At 46.4% G+C, this 23,348-nt stretch carries 19 protein-coding genes; 15 read left to right on the plus strand and 4 right to left on the minus strand.

Annotation, left to right across the window (positions count from 1 at the left end; all coding sequences use genetic code 11):
• Positions 1–3 precede the first annotated feature (3 nt).
• The 3 genes from bglX (at position 4) to ACRD67_RS20200 (ending at position 5,924) form a co-directional block, all read left to right on the plus strand.
• Positions 4–2,283, plus strand: coding sequence for a beta-glucosidase BglX (gene bglX, locus ACRD67_RS20190; protein WP_430969102.1), 2,280 nt, complete (start codon positions 4–6; stop codon positions 2,281–2,283).
• Positions 2,284–2,901: 618 nt separating this feature from the next.
• Positions 2,902–4,542: a sulfatase family protein gene (locus ACRD67_RS20195; RefSeq protein WP_430969103.1), complete on the plus strand. Its 1,641-nt coding sequence runs from the start codon at positions 2,902–2,904 to the stop codon at positions 4,540–4,542.
• A 539-nt stretch (positions 4,543–5,081) separates the two neighbouring features.
• Complete coding sequence (locus ACRD67_RS20200) at positions 5,082–5,924, plus strand: endonuclease/exonuclease/phosphatase family protein (protein WP_430969104.1); 843 nt, start codon at positions 5,082–5,084, stop codon at positions 5,922–5,924.
• A 15-nt stretch (positions 5,925–5,939) separates the two neighbouring features.
• On the opposite strand, the gene ACRD67_RS20205 is transcribed toward ACRD67_RS20200, so the two are convergent.
• Both ACRD67_RS20205 and ACRD67_RS20210 read right to left on the minus strand, forming a co-directional pair.
• Positions 5,940–6,770, minus strand: coding sequence for a sulfite exporter TauE/SafE family protein (locus ACRD67_RS20205; RefSeq protein WP_430969105.1), 831 nt, complete (start codon positions 6,768–6,770; stop codon positions 5,940–5,942).
• A 279-nt stretch (positions 6,771–7,049) separates the two neighbouring features.
• Complete coding sequence (locus ACRD67_RS20210) at positions 7,050–8,009, minus strand: ROK family protein (RefSeq protein ID WP_430969106.1); 960 nt, start codon at positions 8,007–8,009, stop codon at positions 7,050–7,052.
• Positions 8,010–8,253: 244 nt separating this feature from the next.
• Between ACRD67_RS20210 and ACRD67_RS20215 the strand changes: the two genes are divergently transcribed.
• The 11 genes from ACRD67_RS20215 (at position 8,254) to ACRD67_RS20265 (ending at position 21,302) form a co-directional block, all read left to right on the plus strand.
• Positions 8,254–9,036: a universal stress protein gene (locus tag ACRD67_RS20215; protein WP_430969107.1), complete on the plus strand. Its 783-nt coding sequence runs from the start codon at positions 8,254–8,256 to the stop codon at positions 9,034–9,036.
• A 16-nt stretch (positions 9,037–9,052) separates the two neighbouring features.
• Complete coding sequence (locus ACRD67_RS20220) at positions 9,053–10,891, plus strand: SLC13 family permease (protein WP_430969108.1); 1,839 nt, start codon at positions 9,053–9,055, stop codon at positions 10,889–10,891.
• A gap of 26 nt (positions 10,892–10,917) precedes the next feature.
• A complete protein-coding gene (gene pckA / locus ACRD67_RS20225) occupies positions 10,918–12,552 on the plus strand; it encodes a phosphoenolpyruvate carboxykinase (ATP) (protein ID WP_430969109.1) in 1,635 nt (544 codons plus the stop codon).
• A gap of 246 nt (positions 12,553–12,798) precedes the next feature.
• Positions 12,799–14,064 carry an alginate export family protein gene (locus ACRD67_RS20230; protein ID WP_430969110.1) on the plus strand — a complete coding sequence of 422 codons (1,266 nt, stop codon included), beginning with the start codon at positions 12,799–12,801 and terminating at the stop codon, positions 14,062–14,064.
• 1 nt (position 14,065) lies between these two features.
• The gene (locus tag ACRD67_RS20235) at positions 14,066–14,305 is read left to right on the plus strand and encodes a hypothetical protein (protein WP_430969111.1); all 240 of its coding nucleotides are present in this window, start codon (positions 14,066–14,068) and stop codon (positions 14,303–14,305) included.
• A gap of 5 nt (positions 14,306–14,310) precedes the next feature.
• Positions 14,311–16,641, plus strand: a complete 2,331-nt coding sequence (locus ACRD67_RS20240) for a molybdopterin-dependent oxidoreductase (RefSeq protein WP_430969112.1) — start codon at positions 14,311–14,313, stop codon at positions 16,639–16,641.
• A gap of 111 nt (positions 16,642–16,752) precedes the next feature.
• Complete coding sequence (locus ACRD67_RS20245; RefSeq protein WP_430969113.1) at positions 16,753–17,448, plus strand: cytochrome C; 696 nt, start codon at positions 16,753–16,755, stop codon at positions 17,446–17,448.
• Positions 17,441–18,055, plus strand: a complete 615-nt coding sequence (locus tag ACRD67_RS20250) for a cytochrome c3 family protein (protein WP_430969114.1) — start codon at positions 17,441–17,443, stop codon at positions 18,053–18,055. The genes ACRD67_RS20245 and ACRD67_RS20250 overlap by 8 nt, the downstream gene beginning before the upstream one ends.
• A 30-nt stretch (positions 18,056–18,085) precedes the next feature.
• Positions 18,086–19,165, plus strand: coding sequence for a 4Fe-4S dicluster domain-containing protein (locus ACRD67_RS20255; RefSeq protein ID WP_430969115.1), 1,080 nt, complete (start codon positions 18,086–18,088; stop codon positions 19,163–19,165).
• A 498-nt stretch (positions 19,166–19,663) separates the two neighbouring features.
• Positions 19,664–20,908 carry a sulfate reduction electron transfer complex DsrMKJOP subunit DsrP gene (gene dsrP, locus ACRD67_RS20260; RefSeq protein ID WP_430969116.1) on the plus strand — a complete coding sequence of 415 codons (1,245 nt, stop codon included), beginning with the start codon at positions 19,664–19,666 and terminating at the stop codon, positions 20,906–20,908.
• A 25-nt stretch (positions 20,909–20,933) separates the two neighbouring features.
• Positions 20,934–21,302 carry a DUF7009 family protein gene (locus ACRD67_RS20265; RefSeq protein ID WP_430969117.1) on the plus strand — a complete coding sequence of 123 codons (369 nt, stop codon included), beginning with the start codon at positions 20,934–20,936 and terminating at the stop codon, positions 21,300–21,302.
• Positions 21,303–21,380: 78 nt separating this feature from the next.
• Here the strand turns inward: ACRD67_RS20265 and ACRD67_RS20270 are convergent, their stop codons facing one another.
• Together ACRD67_RS20270 and ACRD67_RS20275 are read right to left on the minus strand one after the other, a co-directional pair.
• Entirely contained in the window at positions 21,381–21,698 is a 318-nt protein-coding gene (locus tag ACRD67_RS20270; protein WP_430969118.1) for a hypothetical protein, read from the minus strand.
• Positions 21,699–21,888: 190 nt separating this feature from the next.
• A complete protein-coding gene (locus tag ACRD67_RS20275) occupies positions 21,889–22,347 on the minus strand; it encodes a YHS domain-containing (seleno)protein (RefSeq protein ID WP_430969119.1) in 459 nt (152 codons plus the stop codon).
• Between the two features lie 308 nt (positions 22,348–22,655).
• On the opposite strand from ACRD67_RS20275, the gene ACRD67_RS20280 reads away from it, so the two are divergent.
• A complete protein-coding gene (locus ACRD67_RS20280) occupies positions 22,656–23,348 on the plus strand; it encodes a LysE family transporter (protein WP_430969120.1) in 693 nt (230 codons plus the stop codon).

Consider the following 23,348-nt stretch of genomic DNA (forward strand, 5'->3'; position numbering starts at 1 on the left):
CCGATGAACATTATTAAAAAGACCTTTCTACCTTTTCTGTTTCACCTTGCCATCCTTTACCCACTTCTTGGGCAGACCAAAAGTGAAATTCCCCTGGTGCAGGAGCTGCTTCAGAAAATGACCCTGGAAGAAAAAATTGGGCAGCTGAACTTGCTTACCCCTGGCGGCGGCGTAGCCACGGGAGCAGTGATAAGCCAAAACGTAGAAGAAAAAATAAAGGCGGGACAGGTAGGCGGATTGTTTGGTATTGCAGGTCCGGCGAAGATCCGGATAGTACAGGAACTTGCAATACGGCAAACACGGCTAAAAATTCCGTTACTTATCGGTTCCGATGTGATACACGGATATAAGACCACTTTCCCCATTCCCTTGGGCTCGTCCGCCTCCTGGGACATGGAGCTTTTGGAACGGGCCGCACGCATGGCGGCAAGGGAGGCTACCGCAGATGGTATTAATTGGAATTTTTCGCCCATGGTCGATATTGCAAGGGATCCCAGATGGGGGCGTATCGCAGAAGGGGCAGGGGAGGACCCTTACTTGGGTTCGGCCATTGCCGCAGCCATGGTACGGGGATATCAGGGAGAAGACCTCTCGGACTCCACCACTATGATGGCCTGTGTAAAACACTTTGCACTCTACGGAGCATCCCAAGCCGGTAGGGATTACCACTCGGTGGACATGGGTAGGGTAAAGATGTTTAACCAATACCTTCCACCCTACAAGGCCGCAATAGATGCGGGAGCAGCCAGTGTCATGACTTCCTTCAATGATGTGGACGGTGTGCCGGCTACGGGAAACCGTTGGCTGCTTACCAACTTACTCCGTGATACATGGGGGTTCCAGGGATTCGTGGTCTCTGACTATACTTCGGTCAACGAAATGGTGGCCCACGGATTGGGGAACCTACAGACCGTATCCGCACTTTCCCTAAAGGCCGGTCTGGATATGGACATGGTGGGCGAAGGTTTTCTGACCACCCTTAAAAAATCGGTGGATGAGGGCAAGGTCACCGAGGAGGAAATTACCCGTGCATGTCTTCGGATTTTGGAGGCCAAATATAAATTGGGACTTTTTGAGGACCCCTTTCGATATTTGGACGACAGTCGGCCCAAAAAGGATATCCTCACCGCAGAACATCGCGAACTGGCCCGTGAAATTGCCTCCCGGTCCTTTGTGCTCCTTAAAAACCATCAGGATGTTCTCCCCTTAAGAAAAAAAGGTGAAATAGCATTGGTAGGGCCCTTGGCCGATAGCCGTAACAATATGTTGGGCACCTGGGCCCCCACGGGAAACCCCAACTTGGCCGTTACCATTTTGGAAGGACTCAAGAAAGCGGCTCCGAACAGCTCCATACGGTATGCCAAAGGAGCCAATATCACAGATGACGTTGAACTGGCCAAACGGGTAAACGTCTTTGGCCCCCGGGTGGTTATCGATGAGCGAACACCGGAAGTGCTATTAAAAGAGGCCATTGATCTCGCCAAACAATCGGACATAGTGGTTGCCGTGGTGGGTGAGGCGACCGAAATGAGCGGGGAAGCGGCTAGCAGAACCAACCTATCCCTGCCTAAGGCCCAGAAAAAAATGATTCAGGCCCTAGTGGAGACGGGAAAACCTATAGTCCTGGTCCTGATGAGTGGACGGCCCTTGGTCATTTCCGAGGAATTTGAACTTCCCGTGAGCATTTTACAGGTGTGGCATCCTGGCGTAGAAGCCGGAAATGCTGTGGCCGATGTGCTCTTTGGCACTTACAATCCATCTGGGAAGCTTACCGCTACCTGGCCCAGGAATGTAGGTCAGATTCCGATCTACCACAGCGTAAAACATACGGGACGGCCCCCGGCGACCGGGGAGTTTAAAAAATTCCGGTCTAACTATTTAGATTCGCCCAACACACCCCTTTTCCCCTTTGGTTATGGTCTTAGCTATACTACGTTTACCTATTCGGATCTGCATCTGGACAAAACTGAAATTGGTCCGGACGAATCCTTGATCATCGGGCTAACCCTCACCAATACTGGGGATTTTGACGGAGAGGAAGTGGTTCAACTTTACCTCCGGGATATGGAACGCAGTATCACCCCGCCCGTAAAACAACTTAAGGGATTTAAAAAGGTATCTGTACCTAAGGGTGAAAGTGTCCAGGTGACCTTGACCCTATCCCCGGAGGACCTGAAATTTTACAATGGCGAATTGCAATTTGTAGCGGAACCTGGAGACTTTGAAGTGTTCGTTGGGACAGATTCGGATAGTTCTTTGAAAGCCTCCTTTACGCTAAAATAGATGAACAGTGGGCAGTAAACAATGAACAATAAACAATTAGCAATAAACAATGTTCCGTTCCTAAACAGTAAACAGTAAACAGTAAACAGTAAACAGTAAACAGTAAACAGTGAGCAGTAGGCGCCAAGGATTGATGGTAGGCGGTAATGAATGAACACTTGGCAGTGAACGGTAAACAAGAAACCAGAGACCAGAGACCAGAGACAGTGAACAGTAGGCAGTAGGCAGTAAACAATGAACAATAAACAATTAGCAATAAACAATGTTCCGTTCCTAAACGGTAAACAGTAAACAGTAAACAGTGAGCAGAGGGCAGTAGACAGTGGGTAATGGTGCCAGAGATTCCTCGCAGGCTCGGAATGACAAATCAATGCGTATTGTCATTCAGAGCGTAGCGCAGTGGAGCGAAGAATCTCAAACAGTGGGCAGTAGGTGGTGAACCATTAACAATGAACAATTCCCAGTAAACGAGAAACATGAAACTGTCAGCAGTGAACGCCAAATAATTTGCAACAATCAAAAAATATGGCCGATTCTTAAACCTTAAACCTTAAACCTTAAACCTTGAACCTTGAACCTTGAATTTGTCCCTTGAACTTGACACTTGAAAAAATAATTATGTACCGAAAAATAGCATGGGCCCTTGTATTCCTTCTTGGTTGGGCCTGCAAGGATTCCCATCCTGCGAAGAAATCGGAGTTGGGGCCTCCTAATATCATTTTTATCATGTCCGACGACCACGCCGCCCAAGCGATTGGTGCCTATGGTCATCCCTTGGCAAAATTGGCTCCTACTCCCAACATTGATCGCTTGGCCAAGAATGGGGCCCTTTTCCAAAACAGTTTTTGCACCAATGCCATATGTGGACCCAGCAGGGCCGTGATCCTGACTGGAAAGCACAGCCATATCAACGGGTTTCGGATGAACGGGGAGCGCTTCGACGGTAGGCAGGCAACCTTGCCCAAGCATTTGCAAAAATTGGGCTATCAAACGGCCATTGTGGGTAAATGGCACCTCCATGGGGAGCCCACCGGTTTCGATTATTGGGACATTGTGAACGACCAGGGAAATTACTACAATCCAGAATTCATCCAGGGCAAGGATACTGCCGTGGTAAACGGCTATGTTACCGACATCATTACGGATAAAAGTTTGGATTGGTTACGACAAAGGGAGTCTGACGATGCCCCCTTTTTCCTGATGGTACACCATAAGGCCCCGCACCGCAACTGGATGCCGGCATTGCGGCACGTGAACAAATACGATTCTGTCACTTTTCCTCTGCCGGAGTCCTTTTTTCCCGAGTTTGTGGACCAGCAGGCAGCCTCGGAACAACAGCAGACCATCTACAGCGATATGTACGAGGGGCACGATTTAAAGATGACGAAAGCCTATGGAAGTACGGCATTGGCCCATAATCCCTGGCCTACGGATTTTGACCGCATGACCCCACAGCAGCGCAAGGCCTGGGATAAGGCTTATCTACCTAAAAACAATGCGATGCACAGCGCCAATTTATCGGGAGAGGAGCTTGCCGTATGGAAAGGACAGCGGTATTTACAGGATTACCTGGCAACCATCGCAGCGGTGGACGAGGGTATCGGAGAAGTTCTGGACTATTTGGAGGAGCACGGATTGGCAGAAAATACCTTGGTGGTGTACACCTCCGATCAAGGATTCTACTTGGGGGAGCGCGGTTGGTTCGACAAGCGCTTTATGTACGAGGAATCCCTGAGGATACCGCTGCTTATGCAGTGGCCGAGTGTCATCGCCCCCGGTACAAAGATCGAAGCCATGGTACAGAACTTGGATTTTGCTCCCACTTTTCTCGATTTTGCAGGCGGGCAAGAAGAAAGTAAGGTTATGCAGGGCGCGTCCTTTAGAAAGGTATTGGAGGGTTCGGACGAGGCCGATTTTAAAGAAGCAATATACTACCACTACTACGACTATCCGGCCTTTCATATGGTAAAAAAACAGTACGGAATTCGGACAAAAAGGTATAAATTGATCCATTTTTATGACGATATTGACACCTGGGAATTTTATGATTTGCAAAAAGACCCCAGGGAAATGTATAATGCCATCAACGATACGGAGTACATAGAGGAAATTGCCATGATGCACTTAAAACTGGATAGCCTCCAAAAACGGTACAAGGTAACGGAGCGCGAATTTGAGACCTCCCCTAAAGAAAAGGTACAAAAGGCGTACAAAGCTTTTGAGCGTTTAAAGGGAAAAGCGGACAATTCGGGGCAGTGAACAATGAGCAATTAACAATAAACAATTAGCAATAAAAAATGGCAGTAGTCAGAGATCGGTTATGAGTTGAACCCTATTCGCTCTACGTTCAAGGACCGATGGTAAGTTCTACGTGTTAAATTTAAAGTTCGACCCTCGTGATTCTAAATTCATTATTCCCAGTTCCAAGTAGCTCCTTCCCTTTGTTAAGGGAAGGTGGCCCCGACCGAAGCAAAGTGAGTGTTGGGGGCGGAAGGGTAGTAAAGAAAGAATGACATGTCCTAGGCAGGCAGGCGCTGAGCAAAGCGAGGCGAAGAATCTCAAAGCTTTCACCATCAACCAAAAACCTGAAACAGTCGGCAGTAAGCAGTTGGCAATGCGCTCGGCGTATGGCGCGATGCATTTTATCCGGCAGTAGGCGGTGACAAGCAGTGAACAATGAACAATGAACAATTATCAATAAACAATTATCAATAAATAATTATCAATTCCTAACTTATAACTTTTAATTCATAATTCTTAACCGGAACTTCCAACTAGCAACCTTCAACCATTGGAACATGATGAAACATACGATATTTCTTTTGACGCTGAGCCTAGTTCAGCTAACGGCTGCACAAGAGCTTGGGTTTATGAGCTACAACATCAAATTTGACGACCCCAGGGACACCTTGAACAACTGGGAGAGTCGAAAGGCCTTCCTCATCTCCCAGCTTAAGGACTACGCTCCGGACATTTTAGGAACCCAGGAAGGCATGATACATCAATTGAGAGATATCGAAAAGGGGCTCGAGGACTACTCGTTTTTTGGTGTAGGGCGGGATCAAGGGAACGAGAAGGGCGAGTTTACCGCTATTTTTTATAACGGTTCTACGGTCGATTTTTTGGAAGGAGACACCTTTTGGCTGTCCAATACTCCCGAAAAACCGTCCAAGGGATGGGATGCCGCATTACCCAGAATCTGTACCTATGGGCGCTTTAAAAGAAAAACCGATGGTAAGGAATTCTACGTGTTCAATACCCATTTTGATCACATCGGCCAACGGGCCAGGGAAGAAAGTTCAAAACTGATCTTAGCGCAGATCAATGTGTTGAACACCCAAAAGGTTCCGGTGGTATTGATGGGAGATTTTAACCTTGAGGCTAATAGCAGGGGTATTCGTTTGATCCAAAACAAAATGTTGGATACCCATGTCACTGCAGGAGCTAATGCCCATGGACCGGAGGGCACCTTTAATGGCTTTGATTTTCACAAACCCGTGGAACGAAGGATCGATTTTATCTTTATCAGCAAAAACGATTTTGTAGTCCTCAAAAGCGCTATCATAAACGAAGCAAAGGGGGAGCGTTACCCTTCTGACCATTTTCCTGTATTCACAAGTTTACACCTCAAAGACAAATAGGGCACAGGCGGCCACCTATACCATACCCATAACCGTCTTTGCGCAGAGGACCACCATGACAACCCCAAAGATATATCTCAGGATAGGCGGTGACGTTCTATGGGCTACCCGAACACCGAAAGGTGCGGAGACAAATACCCCAAACAAAATAGGAAGGACCAGACTAAGGGAAATATAGCCGTATTGATGGGAAAGTACCTGGGACACTACAGCAGGGGACCCAAGGTTCAGATAGCTGATGCTGACCCCCATGGCGATGAGCAACACTACCCCAATGGATACGGAACTTGCCCTTTTAATAGGAATGCGAAAAATATCGGTCAGGGACGGAATAACCACAATACCTCCACCAAAACCAGATAGTGCTGTGGTAATACCGGTAAAAATACCCAGTCCGCCAAAGGCGAAGCTATTGGGCCGATGTCCGTGGCGGTCCGGACTTATGCCGGGATGTTTGTAAAAAAGAAATCGGACAGCGACCAAGAAGACCATAATCAAGAAAAGGATGTCAAAATAAATTTTGTCGTACCAAAGGGAAGTTTTGACGATTTCGGACATGCCATAACCGGCGATAATCGCCGGAATCCCAATGAGCAGCACTTCCCGGGGATAAAAATTCTTGACCCGATATTGCTTATAGCTTACGGATAGCCCATTAAAAACGGTGATGAAGAGCGAATGGGCAATAATATATTTTACCAATTCCTGTCCTTCGATACCGAATGAGGCCAGCATCAGGTCCAAGACCGGAATCAGGATAACATTGCCTCCAGTACCCATAAGTCCGGAGTAAAAACCATTGGCCATCCCCAACAAGAATAATAAAAGGACAAGGCCAAGCGTCATCTCGGGGCGTGGTATTTACCGGATTGCATAGGCTGGAATCTAAAGGTTTATGGTATCCCTAAAGATAGCCATTTTAACCACTATACGGTACACCTTCCGGTTCACATAAAATTAACCAATTGCTCATGCCTTCTTAACCCCCCCTTGGGCAAAGGGATTGTATTTTTGGAGTGCCTTTCATAGAGGCACGTTCTTAATGGAGTTAGTTTGAGTTAGTCTTGCGAAACCGGTGGAAACATCGGTTTTTTTTGTTGTAGCTTGATGGTAGATCTCTGGGCTTTAAGCGGCGTGGTCTTCCCAAATCAACGCTGCAGCACCACATATGGCCGTGGTCTTGGGAGGTAGGCCAGAAAGGAGCAGTTTTACCTTCCCCTTGTAGATATCCAGCAAGTATCCCTCAAAATGTTTTTTTAGCGGATCGATGATCCATTTGCCGCTATTGATCAGACCGCCCATAAGAAAAAAGGCCTCGGGTTGGGTAAAGGCAGTAAAGTTGGCCAGGGCCAGCCCTAAAATATCGGCGGTATAATCAAAGGCCCTAAGGGCAATGGGATCTCCCTCTTCTGCGGCCTTGGTAATATCCTCTCCGTGCAGATCGTTATAGGCTACCGACCTAAACCGGCTCTCATCCATGTGCTTGCTGAGCATATAGAGTATGGTGCGTTTAAGACCGGTGGCCGACACATAGGCCTCCAAGCCACCCTTGACCCCCAGGCCTGTTTCCCGGCCATCACCAAGGGTCATGTCTACATGTCCCAATTCGCCTGCAAAACCATCATAGCCATCTATAAGCATTCCGTTGGCTACAATACCGGCACCAAATCCGGTACCTAGGGTAATGGCGATAAAATCGGTCATGCCCCTGGCATTTCCAAAGAGCATTTCTCCTAGGGCCGCGGCACTGGCATCGTTCATAATCTTCATGGGCAGCGGAATGCGCTCCTTTAATTTATCCAGAATCGGTACGCGGCCCTTCCATGCCAAATTGGAAGCGTTTTCAATGGTCCCGTTTCTACTGGAAGCATTGGGTGCCCCTATACCACAGCCCAAAAGCTTTAGGTCTTTGGGGAACCGCTGCTCCAGTTCGTGCACACTGTCCCTCACCTTGTCCAGATAGGCTTCCAGGTCTTGGTGTTCCCGTGTTCTGAAGAACATGGATTCCAGGCATTCGCCCTTTTGATTTACGATGCCAATCTTGGTTTTGGTACCTCCGATATCTATTCCGATTACTGCTTCCATACCAAGGTTTAAAATACGGTTTTGCAAGGCAATTTCAAAAGGAAATCCATATAAGATATCATTCATTGGGCACAGTGCATCACCTATCGACCCAAAGCAAGGTATTAGGGAAAATTTGCTGCCTTGGGAAGGAGGTTTGGAATGCAAACCCGGCTTATATGACAAATATCATATTTCCGCGTTTGTCCACCCACTAATTTTACCTCAGAATTCGTCAGGTAAACAACTTTTAAAGAGAGCAGATATGGAAAAAATTTCACGCATTTTGGTCCCCTTTGATTTTTCCGAAACCGCAAAAACCGGTTTGGACTATGCCGTACATTTTGTGGAAGGGCACGACGATATGGAAATCGTACTATGCTACGTGTCCGATAACCCGGATATGGAACGCCTACAGCAGGAATTTGAGCGTACGCGCACCTCTTATGGCCCCAACTTTAGATCGCCCATGAGTTGGGTAGTGGGCAAGGAGCCCTTGACCGACTCTATCCTGCACATACGCGAGACTAACAATATTGATTTGATCATTATGGGTACCTCGGGCAGTGCTGGTAGTAGCACAGAGAATACCCATGCCTCAAAGCTAGTATTGGAAGCAGATTGCCCCGTTCTCACGGTACAAGGGAGCGCAGAAGAGTTTAAGTTAAAGAACATAGCCTTGGTACTTGGCAAGGACAAGATTGAGGATGTGGAAGTCTTGGCAACGCTCTTGGAAGTGGCCCGTAGGTTCAATGCCATGGTCCACGTGCTTACCGTACAAAATGAACCGGGAGTTTATGGGTATTCCAAAGCCGATGAAAGTAATGAGAATGTGCTGGAGTACTATCTGGAAAATTTTTATTCACACCATATGTTTATGGAAAATCCTGATGTGGTGGCCGGCATCTTTAACTATGCCGAGGAGAAGGATATTGATCTGATTGCTATTCTGCCCAGAAACCACAGTAAAAAAGCGGAACCTTCCGAAGGCCTTTTGACCAAGGAACTTACCGTTCGTTCCAAAGTGCCCGTATTGGCCATCGATTGATAAAACACGCAAACATATGTTTGAAGTATTGCTGATATTAGGGTTCACTATTCTATTGTTTATATGGGGCAAATTCCCACCCGATGTGGTGGCCCTGATATCCATGTTGGCCCTTTTCCTGGTAGGCACTTTGGACCTTACCGAGACCCTTAGCGGTTTTAGCAATCCTACCGTAATCATGATTGCAGCCCTTTTTATCATAGGTGAAGGACTCTCCCGAACAGGTTGGACCGCCCTGGCGGGGCAGAAATTCGTATCCTGGGCCGGGAGCAGTATCCCCAAACTGCTGGTAATCGTAACACTGGGCTCAAGCCTATTGTCCGGTTTTGTAAGCAATACCGGTACAGTGGCCGCCTTATTACCGGTAACGGTATCCGCAGCATGGAACGCGGCGACCGTACCCTCAAAATTGCTGATGCCCATCGCTTTTGGTTCCAATACGGGGGGATTGTTGACCCTTACCGGTACCCCGCCCAACATCATTGCTAGCAATGCGTTGTTGGAGCAGGGCGTCGAAGGTTTTTCGTTTTTCGAGTTTGGACTCATAGGTCTGCCGCTACTGATCATCACCCTACTCTATTTTAGGTATCTAGGCTACAGGTTACTTCCTACCAATAAGAGCAAGCACCGTCCGGTAAACCTGGATTCGGAAATGCACAAATGGATAAAGGACTACAGTATTGGGGACAATGTGTATCGTTTTCGTATCCGATCTATGTCGCCCTTGATCAATACCAAGATAAGGGATTGGGATTTTGAGAAGAAGCACAAGGTATCAATTATGCGGTTGCGAAGAAGACACCCCAATCCCCTGAAAAAAATCCCACTTTTTGTAGAGTTCCCTACCCCGGATACCGAAATGCGCTATCATGATATTATCACCGTGAAGGGCAAAGCAGAAGATGTGGACCAAATGATGTTGACCTATAAACTGGGGGTTATCCCCTTAAAGCCTACCAATGACGAACTCAAGGAAGAATTGATCAACCAGGAAGTGGGCCTGTCCCAAATGATCATTACCCCAAATTCGGCTTTCGTGGGGAATACCGTACCCTTGGGGATGTACCTGGACCAGGCGGGCATACAGTTATTGGGCGGTTCTCGAAATAATACTGCCCTTAAGGATACCTTTATTACGATTAAACCCGGTGATGCCTTTATAATTCGCGGCTCCTGGAAGGCCATTGAAGATCTGCAAAAAGCCTACGAGCATTTGGTGATTTCAGGGAGTCCGGAAGCTATGGCCAAGAATGTGGATAAGCTTACACCCAGGTCATACATTGCCTTGGGCACACTTTTGCTTATGATTGTGTTGCTGGTGTTTAAACTCATGCCTGGAGCCGTGGCCGCTTTGCTATGCGCCGGAATTTTAATGCTTTCGGGCTGCGTACCCATTACCAAGGCCTACAAGCGAATCAGCTGGACCAGTGTGGTCATGATCGCCGCCATGATTCCCATGGGCCTGGCCCTGCAAAAAACGGGAATTGCCAAATGGACGGCCAATAGCTTGGTGGATTACCTGGGATCCCTGCACCCAATTGTACTGCTAGGTGGGATTTTTCTATTGACCACGGCCCTTAGCCAGACCATTAACAACTCGGCAACCGCCGTGTTGATGGCCCCCATAGCCCTGGCCGCAGCGGCCACTTTGGGCGTATCTCCCAAACCGTATATGATAGCTGTGGCCGTTAGCGCTTCCACTGCTTTTTTGACCCCGGTGGGGACCACCACCAACGCTATGGTGATGGCTGCAGCCGATTATAGATTTATCGATTATGTAAGAGTAGGGGCCCCTTTGTTGCTCCTGTTTTTCATAACAACTTTAATACTCGTGCCGATTATTTGGCCTTTCTGAACAATAACAATTTAAAAACTAGCATCATGGAAATTATGTCTAACCCCCCTAAAAATACGGACTTGGAGAAGTACGGAATTCGAAACGCAACGGCACACTGGAACCTGGATGCCGCAACCCTACAACGCATTACGGTCAACAAGGGTATGGGAACCGAAACGGAAAATGGTACTTTGTGCATCAATACCGGAAAATTTACCGGGCGTTCGCCAAAGGACCGATTTTTGGTAAAGGATGCCTACACGGCCGATAAGATTTTTTGGAATCGGACGAACAAACCCTTGGATCCCGATAACTTTCAGAAGTTGTACGACGAGGTGGTCAAATACCTATCGGACAAAGAGATTTATGTCCACGATGGCTATGTGGGCGCCGCACCCAAATATCGCATGAATGTGCGCACCATTACGGAGTACCCTTGGTCCAATTATTTTGTCAATAGTATGTTCCTTCGCCTTGAGGAAGAGGAAATTGCGGATTTTAATGAGGATTGGTTGGTGCTCTGCGCTCCTGGCTATGAAGCGCCTGATCCCCAAGCTGTTGGAATACGACAGGGAAACTTCTCCATTCTGGATTTTACAAGAAAGATAGCGCTGGTGGGTGGATCTGCCTATGCCGGTGAAATGAAGAAGGGTGTTTTTACAGCGATGAACCTGGTACTTCCGGTAGAACATAATGTTCTGCCTATGCATTGTTCTGCCAATGTAGGCGAAGATGGGGAAACCGCTATTTTCTTTGGCCTTTCGGGCACTGGTAAAACAACACTTTCTGCAGACCCCAACCGTAAACTGATCGGGGATGACGAGCATGGGTGGACCGCGGAAAACATCATATTTAATTTTGAGGGCGGTTGTTATGCCAAGGTGGTGGACTTGTCCGAGGAGAATGAACCCGATATCTATCGTGCCATTCGTCCAGGTGCCATGTTGGAAAATGTAGTGTTCAAGGAAGGTACCAAAGAAGTGGATTATGAGGACACCTCCATCACCCAGAACACACGGGTCAGTTATCCCATACATCATATCGACAATATCGTTGAACCTTCTTATGCGGGCAATCCGAAGAACATTTTCTTTCTTACCTGTGACGCCTTCGGCGTACTTCCTCCCATATCAAAATTAACACCGGGCCAGGCCGCCTACCATTTTATCTCGGGTTATACGGCCAAGGTAGCAGGTACCGAAGCCGGGGTAAACGAGCCTGTACCCTCCTTTTCCGCTTGTTTTGGGGAACCCTTTATGCCCCTGCATCCCACGGTATATGCCGAGATGTTGAGCAAGAAAATGACAGAGGCCGGGGTAAACGTCTGGTTGATCAATACCGGTTGGAGCGGAGGTCCCTATGGCGTGGGCTCCCGTATCAAACTTAAATATACAAGGGCCATGATATCCGAGGCCATGAATGGAAAACTGGACGATGTGGACTATGAGCAACACCCTATTTTTGGACTGTATATGCCCAAATACTGTCATGGCGTTCCTTCAGAAATGTTGGATCCCATGAACACCTGGCTGCAGAAAGGGGTCTATATCAGTAAGTCTATTCAGCTCGCGCATTCCTTTCATTTGAACTTTGACAAGTTTATCAATCAGGCTTCCGATGAAATTATGCACGGTGGACCCTTGATCGACGCCCATCAGATTATAGATCATAATATTTAAGTCGGCATTTATGAATTAGGTTTGAGAGATTGGGGAATAGCAATGAGGAAATGGGTTATGGGGTTACAGCTTGGACACAGGAAGTTTGACGCTTCGTGGTCAGCGGTGAGCCATACCTTACAATCAAAGCTACTCCCCAAACCTGGAATTTAAGACGTGATACCTGAACTTTAATCCATCAAACTTTAAAGAAATAAACCAATGAAATTTTGTAATTTAAGAGAGTGTAAGGCCAACCCACTGTTCATGTATAAAACCATACTTTATAGCACGTTATGTTTTTTGTTTTGGATAAACTTTGCAAGTGCGCAATTGAAAATTGATGCGGAGGTACGCCCCCGTTTCGAATTTAGGCATGGATTTCAAACGCTTTTTCCAGATAATGTGGATGCTGCCACTTTTGTTTCCCAAAGGACCCGATTGAACACCGGTCTTAACATTGAAAAACTAAATTTCTATATCAGCGTTCAGGACATCAGGGTATGGGGCGATGTGCCACAGCTGAATACCGCAGATAACAACGGTTTTAGTCTGCACCAGGCTTGGGGCGAATTGCTTTTCAGTCCAGAGGTCACATTAAAATTGGGGCGACAAGTATTGAACTATGACGATCAACGGATTTTTGGTGGTGTTGCCTGGGCGCAACAGGCACGAAGCCATGATGTGGCCCTCTTTAAGTATACTAAAGATGGTTTAGTATTCCATTTGGGGGCGGGTTTTAACCAGAATGGGGAGGCACTCACCGGAACCACCTTGACCGTACCAAGGACCTATAAGAGCATCCAATTTGCATGGTTGCACAAGGATTGGGAAAACCTATCAGGGAGCCTCCTTTTCCTGAACAATGGATTACAATTTATAGATGACCTCAATGCGGATAACAATGAAACCAGATATAGCCAAACCGTAGGTACCCATATAAAATACAATCGGGACCGTGTGGGTCTGGTATCCAACCTGTATTATCAGTTTGGAAAGGACGTAAATGACAATGATATAGGTGCTTATCTCTTGGGACTTGAAGGAAGCTACAAGGCTACAGAACAATGGCGGGTGATAGCTGGTGGGGAATGGCAAAGCGGCAATGATAATGGAGCTCCATCCGGTGGTGAGAACGATGCCTTTACCCCTTTTTATGGTACCAACCATAAATTCAATGGATTGATGGATTACTTTTTTGTGGGGAACCATATCAATAATGTGGGGCTGTTTGATCTGTACTTGGGATCTGTGGTTAAGACCAATGAAAAATCGAACCTGAACATTAGGTTGCACAATTTCTCTGCTGCGGCAGATTTGGCCGCTGGAGATTCCAAACAACTGGGCACAGAGTTGGATTTGGTGTATTCGTATGACTTTGTGAAATACGTCAACATAAAGCTCGGATACTCCCATCTTTTTGCGTCCGAAGGGATGGAAATCCTAAAGAACAACTTTGACGACAATACCAACTATTGGGCGTGGGCGATGATCACCATAAAACCTACGCTCTTTACAACACCAATAAATTAAAATGCCGATCAAAAGTTATTTAGCACATCCGCACACAGGAAAAAAAGAGTACCTTATAGAGGCCTTGTCCAACATTGAGGCCTGCGAGGTGCTACCTGCGAATAATGAGGATGTACTAATTCTTGTTACCGAAACAAACAACAAGCAGGAAGAAGATATTTTAAAGGAAAAATTGGAAAAGATTCCCAGCCTAAAATTACTGGCGATGGTTTCCGGATTTGAAACTCCAAAAAACGAATAGGCGCTATGTACCGATCTATATACACCGATAGGAGAAGTTTTATAAAGAAAATGGCCGTTTTATCGGCAATGACCACGGCAGCAGCCATGTTTCCCGGAATCATATTTGCGGAGGAGCAGGAAAAGGGCATTCCCGAGGGTGCCAATCTGGATTGGAAAAAAGCGCCCTGTAGGTTTTGCGGCGTAGGATGCGGTGTCCTTATAGGTACGGAAGCCGGGAAGGCGGTTGCCGTAAAGGGAGACCCGGCTTCTCCGGTAAATAAAGGCCTATGCTGTGTAAAGGGCTACCATTCCATTATGGCGCTATATGGCAAAGATAGATTGACAAAGCCCTTGGTAAAAAAGAACGGTACCTACGTTGAAACTTCCATGCAAGAGGCCTTGGACCTTGTTGCTTCCAAAATGAAAGAGACCGTAAACGACCATGGCAAGGATGCGGTAGCAATTTATGGTTCGGGACAATGGACCATCCCGGATGGTTATGTGGCCTCCAAACTGTTCAAAGGTTGTATCGGCACCAATAACGTAGAGGCCAACGCACGACTTTGCATGGCAACGGCGGTCACCGGATTTTTAACCTCTTTTGGGCTGGATGAGCCCATGGGATGTTACGAGGATATTGATTATGCCGATACCTTTTTCCTGTGGGGCAATAATATGGCCGAAATGCATCCGGTATTGTTCTCCAGATTATTGGATCAACGTTTAAAACGCGGAGTTAAGATTATTGATTTTGCTACACGGACAACGCGTACCAGCATGGCGGCCGATAAATCCATTCTATTCAATCCGCAAACCGATTTGGCCGTTGGCAATGCCATTTGCTATGAGATTATCCGCAACGGGTGGATGAACAAGGCCTTTGTGGAAGAACATTGCAATTTTAGCAAGGGACTCACCAAGATGGGGTACGGCCTGGAGGACCACTATAAATTTACCGACAAGCCGGAAAAAATCAATTTTGAGCAGTATAAGACCTTCCTGGAAGACTATTCCCCGGAAAAAGTTGCTAAGCTTTCAGGGGTATCCGTAAAGGACATCAAATATATGGCGGCACATTTTGGCGATCCCAATAAAAAGGTGATGTCCTTTTGGTGTATGGGCATGAACCAACATTCCCGTGGCACCTGGATCAACAATATCGTATACAACATTCACTTGCTTACGGGTAAAATTTCCACACCGGGCAATAGTCCGTTTTCACTCACTGGACAACCCAGCGCATGTGGCACGGTACGGGAAGTAGGTACACTGACCCATAAATTGCCCCATGGGGTGGTGATGAACAAGGAACATCGCGAATTTGCCGCAAAAATATGGGATGTTCCCGTAGAGAATATTCCGGCCAAGCCCACCTACCATACCGTTGAAATGTTCCGGGCGTTGGATCGGGGCGATATCCGCTTCATGTGGATTCAGGTAACCAATCCCATGGTGACCATGCCAAAACTTAAGCGGTACAGGGACGGGGCTAAAAAGGAAGGCCGGTTTATTGTCGTTTCCGACATCTATCCCACGCCCACCACCGATATTGCGGATGTGATATTGCCTTCCGCGATGTGGATCGAACGCGAAGGCATGTACGGTAATTCGGAACGGCGGACACAGTACTTTGAACAAATGCTGGAACCGCCCGGGGAGGCCATGAGCGATACTTGGCAGTTGATTGAGGTCGCCAAGCGCTTGGGCTACGAAAAACAGTTCTATTACAAGGAAGAAACACATGTTGAGGAAATCTACAACGAATACAGAAGGCACCATGAAGGGAAGAAACACAATATGGCACCGCTTGAGGTCTTAAAATCGCAACCCGGGGCCATGTGGCCCTATGTGGATGGAAAATCGACCAAATGGCGGTTCAATGCCAAATATGATCCGGCCTGCTCCAACGGCAAGGATTTTCATTTTTATGGCAAGAAGGACGGGAAGGCCATTATTTGGCAGCGACCATATGAACCCGCCGCAGAAGAACCAGATGCGGACTACCCCTTTTGGTTGGGTACAGGCCGTGTAGTGGAGCACTGGCATACGGGATCCATGACACGTAGAATACCGGTACTGCATCAGGCCATGCCGCATGCCTATGTGGAGTTAAATCCCGGGGATGCCAAACGAATGCAGATCAGAACGGGGGATAAGGTGAAATTAACCACCCGAAGGGGCGAAATCACCCTACCCGCCTCGGTAAACCAAAGAGGTGTGCCGGCGCCCATGCAAGTTTTTGTGCCCTTTTTTGATGAAAATATGTTGATCAACGATATCACCTTGGATTCTTTTTGCCCCATTTCAAAGGAACCGGATTACAAGAAATGCGCGGTGAAAGTGGAAAAAGCTTGAACAATAAACAATGAACAATTAGCAATGAACAATAAACAATGAACAATTAGCAATGAACAATTAGCAATTATCAATTTTTGAACTTGAACTTTCAACCAAGTAATAAAACAAATGAAAAGACTAGGAATCCTATCGCTGTTTGCCATTTTGTTCGTGGCTTTTGTGGTCATTTGGAACTACAGTTATGAAAAGGGTCTTGAGGAGGCCTATATCCCTATTTCGGAAGAAAGGGAGGTTCCTATTATCCCATCGGAAAGTGCGGTCTTTGAACGATCGGAATTTGCTTTGGAGTATCTGAATATGCCCATTGATGAAAATCATCAAAGAACCCTGGATACGTATTACGGCAATAGGGCGTACACCGGCGCACCTCCCAGTATTCCACACCCGGTCAAAGAGGAACGCAGTATGGGAGGCAAGGTGTGCCTGCAATGCCATCAAAACGGGGGCTTTGTGGAAAAATTCAACGCCTACGCCCCGGTTACGCCCCACCCGGAGATGATTAATTGCAGGCAGTGTCATGTGACCCAGGTGGCGCAATCAACGTTTGCGGCCAACACCTTCTATAAAAAACCCGCTCCTGCAGTGGGCGTTAACAACGCGCTTGATGGCAGCCCGCCTGTTGTCCCGCATCCACTGCAGTTACGGGAAAATTGTCTTGCCTGCCACGCGGGGCCCGGTGCGGTGAAGGAACTTCGGATTGACCATCCGGAACGTATCAATTGCAGACAATGCCATGTGCCCAAAACTGGGGAAACGCAGGCTGCTATGTTGTTTATAAGAGCTAATACCGATGTAAATGAATAACGTAAAGATCTTGGTGGGTTTCCTAGTATTGTGTGGCGTGCTGTCCTGCAAGCATAAAGAGAGCGAATATCATAGCTTAGGGGAGAAAATAGAGGAAGAGAGCAAGAAGTACCACGGGACGTCCATTTCCTCCGAGGATTATCTGGGCGATATCAAGACGATTGAAATTACCGAAGGAGGCCATACTTTTCTGATACCTGAACGCAAAGGCCAGATCAAATCCTATCCCTGCCTGGAATGTCACATCAAACCTTTGGAGGAATTGCAGGGAAAGGATATTAAGAAGGCGCATTGGGATATCAAATTGGTGCATGCCAATGAAAATGCCATGAACTGTATTACGTGCCATGATGGGAGCAATATGAATAATTTACAAAGCCTTACGGGAAAGATGGTCGATTTGAACCAAAGTTATCAACTGTGCAGTCAATGCCATAACAATCAGTTCGAGGATTGGAAAGGGGGCGCCCACGGGAAAAATATCGGAGGCTGGGCTCCGCCTAGGGCGGCCATGACCTGTGTAAACTGTCATAACCCGCATCAGCCACAAATAGCATCCAAATGGCCTGTGCGGTTCAACACCCGGAAAGTACAGGAAAGAGAATGAACAACAGGCGTTAGATTTAAAAAAAAGGTCATGAGCGATAAAAAGAAATGGTATTCCTTAAATCTTGGCAGTTCCCAAAAAGAAACTGCGCATTCTGGCTGTGGGTGTGGAAAAACCTCCGGTGGATGTGGCTCCCACCAAAAGAGCATAGGCGAAGAGGCCAAAAAGGACGGCTTCGAACAGGTGTTTGATGTTAAAATGGACCGCAGGTCTGCTTTTAAACAATTGACGGCCAGTTTAATGATCGGTGCGGGCGCGGTAAGTACCTCCTGTAGTATGATTGCGGGAGAGGAAACCAAGGAAAAAGCACAGATTGATTGGGAAGAGCAGTTTAAGGGGAATTATAAATTAATGTCCAAGGAAGAGCGCAAGGCCACCGTTGATCGTTTGGTGCGGTCCTACCAATTGCGCAAGAAGAAGAACATCACCATGACCGCCACGGATGCCCCGGAGGATGTACTCTTCGGGTATGCCTTCAATATTTCCAAATGTCAAGGATATATGGACTGCGTAAGCGCCTGTGTCAAGGAGAACAATCAGGATAGAAATTCGGAAATGCAGTACATCCGTATCCATGAAATGAAGGATGGGGAAGGCTTTAAGTTTAATGAGGCCGATGATAATTACTACCATGAGGTGCCTGCGGAAGGTCATTTTTACATGGGCACACAGTGTTTTCATTGTGATAACCCTCCCTGTGTTGACGTATGCCCTGTGGAAGCTACGTGGCGTGAGGAGGACGGACTGGTGGTCATTGACTACGATTGGTGCATTGGATGTAGGTATTGCATGGCCGCATGTCCTTACGATGGCCGGCGTTTTAACTGGAGCAAACCCGAGGTGCCGGAGGAGGAGGTCAACAAAAATCAGCACTATTTGGGCAACCGGATGCGTAAAAAAGGCGTGATGGAAAAATGCACCTTTTGTGTACAACGTTCCAGATCGGGGAAGGATCCAGCCTGTGTAGAAGCTTGCCCTACAGGAGCCAGGGTATTTGGAAACCTCTTGGACCCGGATAGTACCATCCGTTGGGTACTGGAAAATAAAAAAGTATTCCGCCTAAAGGAAGATCTGGGTACGGAGCCCAAGTTCTGGTATTATATGGATTAAGAACAGTAGACAGTGGGCAGTAAGCAGTGAACAATTAGCAGTGGGCAGTAATGGGTTGATGGCGGATGGCGGGCAATGATGGGTTAGAAGTTATGAATGATTAACTACTACCAGAAACTAGAAACCTTGAACAATAAACAGTAAACAATTAACAATAAACAATTAGCAGTGGGCAGTAATGGGTTGATGGTCGATGGCGGATGGTGGGTTAAGTTATGAGCGATTAACTACTACCAGAAACGAGAAACTTTGAACAGTAAGCAGTTGGCAAAAGGCAGTGTTGGGTGATGGGGTAAGAGTTATAAGTTGATGAATTATGAATTCTATTCGCTATTGCCTATTCCCTCTTCGCTCATTGGGCGATGGGGCCGGAGATTCCTCGCAGGCTCGGAATGACAAATCAATATCTGTTGTCATTCAGAATGAAAGGGAGTGAAGCGAAGAATCTCAAGCAGTGGACAGTGAACAATTCTAAATGCGCAATTATAGGAACAGGATATGAAAAGACTTAAGGTTTTTGGAAGTTTAGTGAGGGACAGCTTGGACCATATCACCCATGGTTCAAGGAAATACCACATTTGGATGGCCTTTCTGACTTTTGTAATGCTCATTGGCATGTATTGCTATTCCATACAGATAGAAGAGGGTTTGAGCGTCACGGGAATGACGGATAGGGTGAGCTGGGGACTTTATATTTCCAACTTTACTTTTCTGGTAGGAGTAGCTGCTGCTGCCGTCATGCTAGTGATGCCCACCTATGTGTTGCACGACATTGATTTTAAACAGGCCGTACTTATTGGCGAGGGCCTTGCCGTTGCCGCCTTATTGATGTGCCTTGCCTTTGTTATTGCCGATATGGGAGGACCTTCCGTATTATGGCATATGATACCAGGCATAGGCGTCTTTAATTTTCCCAGTTCCATGCTTGCCTGGGATGTTATTGTCCTAAACGGCTACCTGTTTATCAACATCAGTATTCCATTTTATATTCTTTTTAGGCATTATCAAGGAAAGGATGCCAACCCCAAGGTCTATATTCCCGGAGCAATTTTATCGGTTTTATGGGCGGTGGGCATTCATTTGGTAACGGCCTTTTTATACGAAGGGCTTCAGGCACGTCCGTTTTGGAACAACGCGCTTTTGGGTCCACGCTTTCTGGCATCGGCTTTTGCGGCCGGTCCGGCTTTGATTATACTTGTCCTGGCAATAATCCGGGTGCACACTCCTTTTAAAATCGAAGACAAAACGATTAAAAAAATTGCAATGATTGTGGTGGTAGCGGCCCAAATAAATATCATTATGCTGGTATCGGAACTGTTCAAAGAGTTTTATGCGCCCACCCATCATAGCGAAAGTGCCTATTATCTCTTCTTCGGGTTGGAGGGGAAAACAGCCTTACTGCCTTGGATATGGACCGCAATTCCCCTGAACGTTTTAGCTACCGTGCTTCTGACGATCAACAAATTGCGAAACAACCCCAAAGTCCTGTACTTTTCGTGCTTTTTACTGTTTGTGGCCATTTGGATCGAAAAAGGATTTGGCCTCATCGTTCCCGGATTTATACCCGGACCTTATGGGAAAATAGCCGAATACACACCTACAGGGATAGAAATCGGGGTAACGCTCGGCATCTGGGCCATGGGTGCCTTTATCTTTACCATGCTGGCCAAGACCGCCATTGGTATTGAGCTGGGAAAATTGCGGTACAAGAAGAAAAAAGTGGTGGACACGGAATCCGCTTAAATTAAATTTTGAATACTATAGGAGGATGAAAATAAGAATAAGAGGAAATTCGGTACGCTATAGGCTTACAAAAACAGAGGTAAAAACGTTCTGCGAAACCGGGTATTACGAGGAAAAAACACAATTCAATGACCGGACCCTTAGCTATGCGCTAAAGGCTTCGGACACCATTGAGCAGCTTGCGGCGGAATTTAGCGGTGATACCATAACACTCCACCTTTCCGTTGAAAAAAGTGAAGGTTGGGCCGAGAATGAAACCGTGGGCTTTCAACATACGGTACTCCTGGACAATGGCGAGGAATTATTTCTTTTAGTAGAAAAAGACTTTGTTTGTTTGGACAATACCATGGAAGACCAGTCCGACAATTATCCCAATCCCCTGGCCGAATGCTAAGGGCGCCTGCATATCAGGTTATATAAATATGCTGTTCCCAAAATCGAGCGTTTGCCTGCTTGTTTTATGGTAAGGCCATTAAAAGGAACCTACTACTAGTATGGTTGAAACGATCAGTGCTATGATGCACGTTGCCAGCAAGAACATGGCCAGTACCGTACTAATGCGGACATAGACTTTTTGAATACCTGTTGTGGTTGCCATGTAGTGATGGGACATTTTGGCCAAATACAAAAAGATGAGCCAACAGGTGAGATACACAAAGAAAGGACTTACATAGGCCATTCCCCCTATGCCATATACAATGTTGGCAGAGACCTGCTCCACCTGGGGAAAGATAAAAAGAAGCGCCAAGGGGCCTAAAAAACAAACCAGAGATCTCGTAATTCTTTCCATAGCTTACACGATTATGAAAAAATGTATTGAGAGGGCTATGACTTAATACTGATATATACGCATATTCTTTTAAGAATAGACGTAACCCAAGCACAAAACTTACAGCAAGCTGCCCATATCAGAGTTCTTTCTTTATGGCCTCTTGAGGGTTCTGAAGGCCACATCCTCCTCTAGGCAGTTGTGTTTCGTTTTATTTTCCTTTGTCAACAATTTTGGTCCAATTCCTGTCCGCTCGGTCCCGGAGTGTCTCGGGTCCCTCGCTAATCCATTTTTCCAGCGTATTGGTAGACCGAAAATTATAGAACAAATACAGTTTTCCGTCCCGGATCTCATAGGTTTCCGGATCAATTTTCACCTTTTTTCCACTCTTGCCTATGGCATAGGCGCACCACCCTCCATATTGGGGCACATATTTATCGGGAGCTGATTTAAATTTGTTCAGGTTGGATGTAGTGGAAAAGCTGAATTTTGCTCCATGGTACACATACACCAAATCTTCCTTGCCCTTCTGTACCTGTTGGTCAAAATAGGCCACAACATCATATCCTTCGGCTGCATACCCATTTTTTTTGTTGAAATCCGCGTTTTGTCCAAAGGCATTGATCGTTATAAACAAAATGAGGAACCTAATGAAAAACTTTTGTGTCATAATAAGCTGTTCTTTATAGTCTTTCCCTATTAGTACTACAATCATGCCAATCATTACAGCACTACTAAAAGTAACCAAAAAGAGGTAATCCCATGGCTTCCTGTATAAATCTTAGGATAGTTTTAAGGTTTTTCCCGGAAAAACGACGTCTAAAAGGGTAGGGAATAAACTATGTTTGTCCGAAAAACGTAAATAGGGGAAGTCGTAGAAACGGGAACGATTTTTGTTAGTTTTTCAAAATTTGGAGACTATTGTAAAAATGGGACACCTTAACGATCACACACAAAAAAATTACTAGAACAGAGCAGGTGGAGAAATTAGCAGTTGCGCTTAGGGCGCAAAACAGCACAACCAGGGTTGGATTGATAGGCATATATGGCCTTTTGATCAGCTTTGTGGGGGCGTTGCCTTTGGGAACCCTGAACATTACCGCCTTCAACATAGCCGCCTCGCAAAATGTTGGGGAAGCCTTGTTGTTTTCGTTTGCCGCCGTATTTGTCGAGCTGATTATTGTGCGGTTTACCTTGATGGGAGACAAAAAAATAAATTTTAACGGAAAGCTTTCCTTTTACATACTACCATTTGCCGTGGCGCTGCTTTTGTATTTGGCCATTTCCAGTTTTATGTCGGCCAGTGCACCCCAAGAATTGGTGACAAGCGCTACCGTTTTCCCGATGATACAATCTTCAATCCTGTTGGGCGTATTGCTCAGTAGCTTGAACCCCCTGCACATTCCTTTCTGGATAGGATGGAATCGTCTGTTGATTTCAAAAAGACTGTTGCACAATAGCCTAGGTTCGTATGCTTCCTATATGGTCGGAATTGGCATTGGAACCTTGGGTGCCCTGTTGATATTCATTTTTTTGGGAAAGTACATTTTTCAGAATTACCAGCAATATAGTTCCATAATCGCCTGGATTATGGGCTGCTTATATCTTGGCTTTTCGTTTTATTTACTTTTCCTACTATATAAGAAGCATCTAAAATTAAAAATTTCATAA

The sequence above is a fragment of the Eudoraea algarum genome, assembly GCF_050589645.1.
Lineage (GTDB): Bacteria > Bacteroidota > Bacteroidia > Flavobacteriales > Flavobacteriaceae > JBNGOQ01.

What these genes read in the sequence shown, in the direction of transcription:
- bglX (WP_430969102.1), top strand. Translation starts at nt 4, where the DNA reads ATGAACATTATTAAAAAGACCTTTCTACCTTTTCTGTTTCACCTTGCC.
- ACRD67_RS20195 (WP_430969103.1), top strand. Translation starts at nt 2,902, where the DNA reads ATGTACCGAAAAATAGCATGGGCCCTTGTATTCCTTCTTGGTTGGGCC.
- ACRD67_RS20200 (WP_430969104.1), top strand. Translation starts at nt 5,082, where the DNA reads ATGATGAAACATACGATATTTCTTTTGACGCTGAGCCTAGTTCAGCTA.
- ACRD67_RS20205 (WP_430969105.1), bottom strand. Translation starts at nt 6,770, where the DNA reads ATGACGCTTGGCCTTGTCCTTTTATTATTCTTGTTGGGGATGGCCAAT.
- ACRD67_RS20210 (WP_430969106.1), bottom strand. Translation starts at nt 8,009, where the DNA reads ATGGAAGCAGTAATCGGAATAGATATCGGAGGTACCAAAACCAAGATT.
- ACRD67_RS20215 (WP_430969107.1), top strand. Translation starts at nt 8,254, where the DNA reads ATGGAAAAAATTTCACGCATTTTGGTCCCCTTTGATTTTTCCGAAACC.
- ACRD67_RS20220 (WP_430969108.1), top strand. Translation starts at nt 9,053, where the DNA reads ATGTTTGAAGTATTGCTGATATTAGGGTTCACTATTCTATTGTTTATA.
- pckA (WP_430969109.1), top strand. Translation starts at nt 10,918, where the DNA reads ATGGAAATTATGTCTAACCCCCCTAAAAATACGGACTTGGAGAAGTAC.
- ACRD67_RS20230 (WP_430969110.1), top strand. Translation starts at nt 12,799, where the DNA reads ATGTATAAAACCATACTTTATAGCACGTTATGTTTTTTGTTTTGGATA.
- ACRD67_RS20235 (WP_430969111.1), top strand. Translation starts at nt 14,066, where the DNA reads ATGCCGATCAAAAGTTATTTAGCACATCCGCACACAGGAAAAAAAGAG.
- ACRD67_RS20240 (WP_430969112.1), top strand. Translation starts at nt 14,311, where the DNA reads ATGTACCGATCTATATACACCGATAGGAGAAGTTTTATAAAGAAAATG.
- ACRD67_RS20245 (WP_430969113.1), top strand. Translation starts at nt 16,753, where the DNA reads ATGAAAAGACTAGGAATCCTATCGCTGTTTGCCATTTTGTTCGTGGCT.
- ACRD67_RS20250 (WP_430969114.1), top strand. Translation starts at nt 17,441, where the DNA reads ATGAATAACGTAAAGATCTTGGTGGGTTTCCTAGTATTGTGTGGCGTG.
- ACRD67_RS20255 (WP_430969115.1), top strand. Translation starts at nt 18,086, where the DNA reads ATGAGCGATAAAAAGAAATGGTATTCCTTAAATCTTGGCAGTTCCCAA.
- dsrP (WP_430969116.1), top strand. Translation starts at nt 19,664, where the DNA reads ATGAAAAGACTTAAGGTTTTTGGAAGTTTAGTGAGGGACAGCTTGGAC.
- ACRD67_RS20265 (WP_430969117.1), top strand. Translation starts at nt 20,934, where the DNA reads ATGAAAATAAGAATAAGAGGAAATTCGGTACGCTATAGGCTTACAAAA.
- ACRD67_RS20270 (WP_430969118.1), bottom strand. Translation starts at nt 21,698, where the DNA reads ATGGAAAGAATTACGAGATCTCTGGTTTGTTTTTTAGGCCCCTTGGCG.
- ACRD67_RS20275 (WP_430969119.1), bottom strand. Translation starts at nt 22,347, where the DNA reads ATGACACAAAAGTTTTTCATTAGGTTCCTCATTTTGTTTATAACGATC.